The 5,524-nt window shown below is 72.3% G+C and carries 4 protein-coding genes; 1 reads left to right on the top strand and 3 read right to left on the bottom strand.

Annotation, left to right across the window (positions count from 1 at the left end; all coding sequences use genetic code 11):
- Window positions 1-49 precede the first annotated feature (49 nt).
- Both FNQ90_RS11250 and FNQ90_RS11245 read right to left on the bottom strand, forming a co-directional pair.
- Window positions 50-1,153, bottom strand: coding sequence for an ABC transporter permease (locus FNQ90_RS11250; protein WP_182606235.1), 1,104 nt, complete (start codon window positions 1,151-1,153; stop codon window positions 50-52).
- The gene (locus FNQ90_RS11245; protein ID WP_182606237.1) at window positions 1,150-2,631 is read right to left on the bottom strand and encodes a sugar ABC transporter ATP-binding protein; all 1,482 of its coding nucleotides are present in this window, start codon (window positions 2,629-2,631) and stop codon (window positions 1,150-1,152) included. Before FNQ90_RS11245 ends, FNQ90_RS11250 begins: the two co-directional genes overlap by 4 nt.
- A gap of 209 nt (window positions 2,632-2,840) precedes the next feature.
- On the opposite strand from FNQ90_RS11245, the gene FNQ90_RS11240 reads away from it, so the two are divergent.
- Window positions 2,841-4,049 (top strand): ROK family transcriptional regulator, encoded by a 1,209-nt coding sequence (locus FNQ90_RS11240; protein WP_182606234.1) that lies wholly within the window; start codon window positions 2,841-2,843, stop codon window positions 4,047-4,049.
- Between the two features lie 54 nt (window positions 4,050-4,103).
- Here FNQ90_RS11240 and FNQ90_RS11235 read toward each other — a convergent pair whose 3' ends face one another.
- The gene (locus FNQ90_RS11235) at window positions 4,104-5,492 is read right to left on the bottom strand and encodes a serine hydrolase domain-containing protein (protein ID WP_182606236.1); all 1,389 of its coding nucleotides are present in this window, start codon (window positions 5,490-5,492) and stop codon (window positions 4,104-4,106) included.
- Between the last annotated feature and the right edge of the window lie 32 nt (window positions 5,493-5,524).

The raw sequence follows: 5,524 nt of genomic DNA, 5'->3' as shown, positions 1-5,524 counted from the left end.
AGGGACGGGTGGGGCAGGGGACGCGGGACCCGGGGACGGACCGACCGGTCTATCCGGGGCCGCCCCGGGCCGCGACACGCTGCTGGAGCAGGACCGCGACGACGATGATCAGTCCCTTGGCCACCGCCTGGGTGGAGGTGTCCAGGTTGTTGAGGGTGAACACGTTGGTGAGGGTGGTGAAGATCAGGACCCCGAAGACGGTCCCGACGATGGTGCCGCGGCCTCCGCTGAGCAGGGTTCCACCGATCACCACGGCGGCGATCGCGTCGAGTTCGTAGAGCATGCCGTGGGTGGAGGTGCCGGCCGTGGTGCGGGCCATGATCATCACGGCGGCGATGCCGCAGGCCGTGCCGAGCAGGACGTAGAGCAGCGCGGTGTGGCGTCGGACATTGACGCCGGCCAGCCGGGCGGCCTCGGGGTTGCCACCCACCGCGAGGGTCCGGCGGCCGAAGGTGGTGCGGTTGAGCAGGACCCATCCACCGGCGGCCACCAGCGCGAAGACGATCACCAGGACGGGAATGCCCAACACTCGGCCACCGAAGAAGTCCACCAGGCCCGGGACGGTGATGACCTGGGTCCGCTTCTCGGAGATCATCTCGGCCAGTCCCCTGGCTCCGGCGAGCATGGCCAGGGTCGCGATGAAGGGAGCCATGCGCCCGTAGGCGATCAACAGGCCGTTGATCAGCCCGCATCCGGCACCCACCGCCAACGCGGTGGTGACCATGATCATCCAGTGGGTGTCGGCGGCCATGGTCTGGGTGGAGAGGGTGGTGGCCCAGACCGTCGCCAGGGCGACGATGGCGCCCACCGAGAGATCGATGCCGCCACCGGTGATCACGAAGGTCATGCCGACGGCCACGACACCGATGACGGAGGCCAGCCGCAGGATCGTCATCACGTTGTCGATGGTGGCGAAACGGTCGCCGGCGGTGAGGAAGCCGATCAGGCACAGCGCCAGAAGGGCGATCACCAGCCCCGCGTTGCGTCCCACCGACCCCGCGAACAGTTCGCCGATCCGGTCGCGGGGGGTTCGGCCTCCACCGTTCCCCCCGGTGGTCTTGCCCGGGAGGCCCTCCCCGGGGCGGTCGCCCCCGACGGGTGTGCCGGAGCCCGGCTCCCCGTCGCGGGCGGGGGTCGTGGTCTCGGCGCTCACGCCACATCACCTTCCATCACCATGTCGAGCACGCGGTGTTCGTCGATGTCCTCCGCCGGCCCCTCGAAGACGAGTTCACCGTCGGACACCACCAGTACGCGGTCGGAGAGGCCGATGACCTCCTCGATCTCACTGGAGACCACGACCACCGCGATGCCCCGGGCCGCCAGATCGCGGATCAACACGTAGATCTCCGCCCGGGCGCCCACGTCCACGCCCCGGGTGGGTTCGTCGAGCAGCAGGACGCGGCAGCCGCGCGAAAGCCAACGGGCGAGCACCACTTTCTGCTGGTTGCCGCCGGAAAGGGTCCGAACGGGGCGGTCCACGTCCGGGGGGCGCAGGTCCAGACCGGTGGCCTGGTCGGCGGCGGCGCGCCTCTCGGCGGCGCGGTCGGGAAAACCCCATCGGCTGAACCGGCGCAGGTCGGCCAGGGTGATGTTGCGCTGGACGGAGTCGTCCAGCACCAGGGCCTGGCTCTTGCGTTCCTCGGGGCAGAAGCCGATGCCGGCCGCCATGGCGGCGGCCGGTCGACCGGGGCGGACCGTTGTGCCGGCGACCCGGACGGTACCGGTCGAGGGGCGCCGGGCGCCGTACACCGTTTCGAGGATCTCCGACCGACCGGAGCCCACCAGACCGGCCAGGCCCACGATCTCCCCGGCCCGGACGGTGAGATCGATGTCGCGGAACTCTCCGCGACGGCCGAGGGACTCCACCTCCAGGACCGGTTCGGCACCCTCGGGCACCGGTGTGCGCGGGGGGAAGACGTAGTCGATGGAGCGGCCGGTCATCAGACGGATGACCTCGGTGGTGGGGGTGTTCGCCGGAAGCCCGGAGGCGACGGTGCGGCCGTCCTTGAGGACCGTGACCCGGTCACCGATGCGGCGGATCTCCTCCAGACGGTGGGAGATGTAGACGATGGCGACGCCCCGGTCGGCGAGACCGCGCACGACCTCGAAGAGGCGCTCCACCTCGCCGCGGTCCAAAACCGCGGAGGGCTCGTCCATCACGATGAGGCGGGCGTCCCGGGAGAGGGCCCGGGCCATGGAGACGAGCTGTTTGCCGGCGGCGGAGAGTCGGCCCACCTCGGTGGTCGGGGACATCTCGGGGTGGCCGAGGCGGTGCAGCAGACGGGCGGCGGCGGTGTTGGCCTCCGATCGGGCGATCATCGCCCACCGGGTGGTCTCGTGGCCCAGATGGATGTTCTCCGCCACCGTGAGCCCGTCCACCAGGTCCAGCTCCTGGTGGATGGTCGCGATGCCGAGCCGCAGTGAGGCCCCGGGATCGGGCAGCCGGACCTCCTCGCCCCTCCACCGGATCCGACCCGCGTCGGGTTGGTGGGCTCCGGCCAGGACCTTGATGAGGGTGGATTTGCCCGCGCCGTTCTGGCCCAGCAGGCAGTGCACCTCGCCGGCGGACACGTCGAGGTCGATGCCGTCGAGGGCACGGACACCCGGGAAGCCCTTGACGATGCCCCGCATCGCGAGCAGTGGCTCCCCGACGGTCGCCGGGGGTGACGACCGAAGGCTCTTCGTTGCGCCTGTCATGGCGGACAACGTAGGAGCACTTTTACCGGTGGTCAATAAAAAGTTCCAAAGCTTCCGCCGGAAGACTGGGGATGATCATGACTAAGTGAGGGGTGTTGTACCGTTGGGCTCACCACCACACATGTGACCGGGAAGGGAAGAGAATGAGGGAGAGCGGCCCGTCGCCCACCGGCCCGACAGCCGGCACGGCGCTTCTGCTGCGGCTCGTCCGGGACGGACGGCCGCGCACCCGGGCCGAGTTGGCCGCCGAGTCGGGTCTCGCCCGTTCGACCGTGGCCGAGCGGCTGGACACCCTCCTCGACTCCGGACTGCTGTGCCACACCGACAAGGGCCCCTCCACCGGAGGACGCCCTCCCTCCCTGTACGCCTTCAACCCCGGGGCCCGGGTCGTTCTGGCCGCCGACATCGGCGCCACCCACCTCACCGCGGCGCTGACCGATCTCTCGGGCGAGGTGCTGGCCGAGGAGAACGTGTCCCTGGACGTCGCGGCGGGCCCCGATGTCGTGCTGGAGGAGCTGTGTCGCCTGGGCGGGGCCCTGCTGGACCGGGCCGATCGCGCCCGGGGCGACCTGATGGGTATCGGCATCGGTCTGCCGGGCCCTGTGGAACATCGCTCGGGACGTCCCACCAACCCACCGATCATGCCGGGTTGGGACGGTTTCGATGTGCCCGGCTTCGTGGGCGGGCGGCTCGGCGCGGTGACCCTGGTGGACAACGACGTGAACATCATGGCCCTCGGCGAGCACCGCGCCCACTGGGCGGAGGCCGAGCACATGATCTACGTGAAGGTCGCCACCGGCATCGGCAGCGGGCTGATCGCGGGGGGCCGGCTGCACCGGGGGTCCCAGGGCGTGGCGGGTGACATGGGACACGTCCGGCTGCCGCACGGCGCGGAACTTCCCTGCCGCTGCGGGAACGTGGGGTGCCTCGAGGCGGTGGCCGGCGGTTCGGCCCTGGCCCGTCGGCTGACCGAGATGGGCTCCCCCGTTCGCACCAGTGGGGAGGTGGCGGCCCTGGCGCGCGGGGGATCGGTGGCCGCGCTGACGCTGGTACGGCAGGCCGGCCGGGACATCGGGGAGGTGCTGGCCACCGCGGTCAGCTTCTTCAACCCCTCGGTCATCGTCATCGGCGGCGCGCTCTCCCTCGCGGGGGAGCACCTGATCGCCGGTGTGCGGGAGGTGGTCTACCAGCGCTCGCTTCCGCTGGCCACCCGGGATCTGCGGATCGTGCAGTCCCGGGCGGGCGAGCGGGCCGGCATCCACGGGGCGGCCCTGATGGTGGTGGAACACGCCCTGGGGCCCGCGCACGCGGAGTCCCCGGTCCCCGAGGGGCTTCCGGTCCCGATCCGGTGACCGCGGGGACGGTCGACGACCGTCCCCGGGGCGCGTGCCGCGGTCGGGCGCGGGTCAGGCGTCGGTGTCGTCCGGTTTCCCGCGCCAGCCCTCCGGATCGGCGCCCCCGGGAACGGGGGCGGCCGGGTCATAGGGGGTGCGGGTGAAGACGAAGGTGCCGATGTCCAGGTGCCCGGGCCCCCGGGAGCCACCGGCGGCACCGTCCGCCCCGGAACCGATGCGCAGGGTCTCCCCGGCGAAATACCCCTCCAGGCCGGTCCAGGTGCCGTCCGCCTCCGGCCGGAAACGGGAACCGCGACCGGTGCTCCCCGCCGGGGCCAGCTCCAGCTCGCGGCCGGCCCGCACGCGCAGGACGTGCGGCGCGGTGCCCCAGTACCAGACCCCCGCCGCCGCCACGAGCCCCGGATCGACCCGGGACATCGGCCGCCAGGGTTCGGGGAGGGGTGGCTCGTGCTCGGCCACCAGCGCGATCAGGTCCGCCGCCAGGGTGGGTGCGGACAGGCCGGAGGTGGCGTTGGTCAGTGCGACAGCAGCGAGGCGTTCGGCGGGGGAGATCCACAGGCCCGCGACGAAGCCCGGCATGGAACCGGAGTGGCCCGCCAGGACGCGGCCCCGGTGGTGGAGGAGTTGCAGGCCCCACCCGTAGGACGTGTCCCGGTCGCGCGTCTCGGCGGGGACGGCGGGGCGGCGCATCTCCTCCACATCCGCCGCCCCGAGCACCCGGTCGTCCCCGACGGTGAGGAAAGCGGCGAAACGACACAGGTCGGCGGCGGTGGACCAGAGCTGACCGGCCGGCGCCATGCGGCCGGTGTCCGGCGCCGGCTCGGGCTGCACCACGTCGGCGTGGGGGTGCACGGCCCAGCCCTCCGCGTGCGGGGCGCGCGGCAGGAGGGTGGTATCGGACATTTCGAGCGGGTGGAGCACCTCCTCGCGCAGCACCTCGTACCAGGGGCGGCCCCGCAGGTGTTCCACCAGAGCACCGAGCAGGGCGTAGCCGGTGTTGGAGTAGTGGTGGCGGCGTCCCGGGGAATGGCGCAGCGGGCGCTCACCGAAGAGGTCGGGGAGTTCCGGGCGCAGGCTCCCCTCGGTTCGCTCCCACCACGGGCCGCGCGGCTCGGCCGCCAGACCACCGGCGTGGGAGAGGAGTTCGGCGATCCGGGCCTCCCCTCCGGCGGGGGCGTCCAGGTGACGGCCGAGGCGGTCGTCGAGGGAGATCAGTCCCTCGGCCCGCAGCCGCATGACCAGGATCGCCACGAAGGTCTTGGTGATCGAGCCGATGCGGTACTGCACTTCGGGGCCGGGCACCTCCCCGGCGACCTCGCCACGGCCCGCGCACCACACGGGGACACCGTCCCGGACCACGGCGGCGACCACGGAGGGGGCACGTCCCTCGGACTGGGCCACGGCCAGACGGTGGTACAGCGCTCGTTCGGTGGAGGGCAGCGGAGGAGGGGCGCTGGTGCCCGGGGCGGTCG

It is taken from the genome of Streptomyces alkaliphilus (genome assembly GCF_014141535.1).
Taxonomy (GTDB): Bacteria; Actinomycetota; Actinomycetes; order Streptomycetales; family Streptomycetaceae; genus Streptomyces; species Streptomyces alkaliphilus.
The sequence above is the reverse complement of the archived record's forward strand: the minus strand, read 5'-3'. Positions and strand labels throughout refer to the sequence as shown.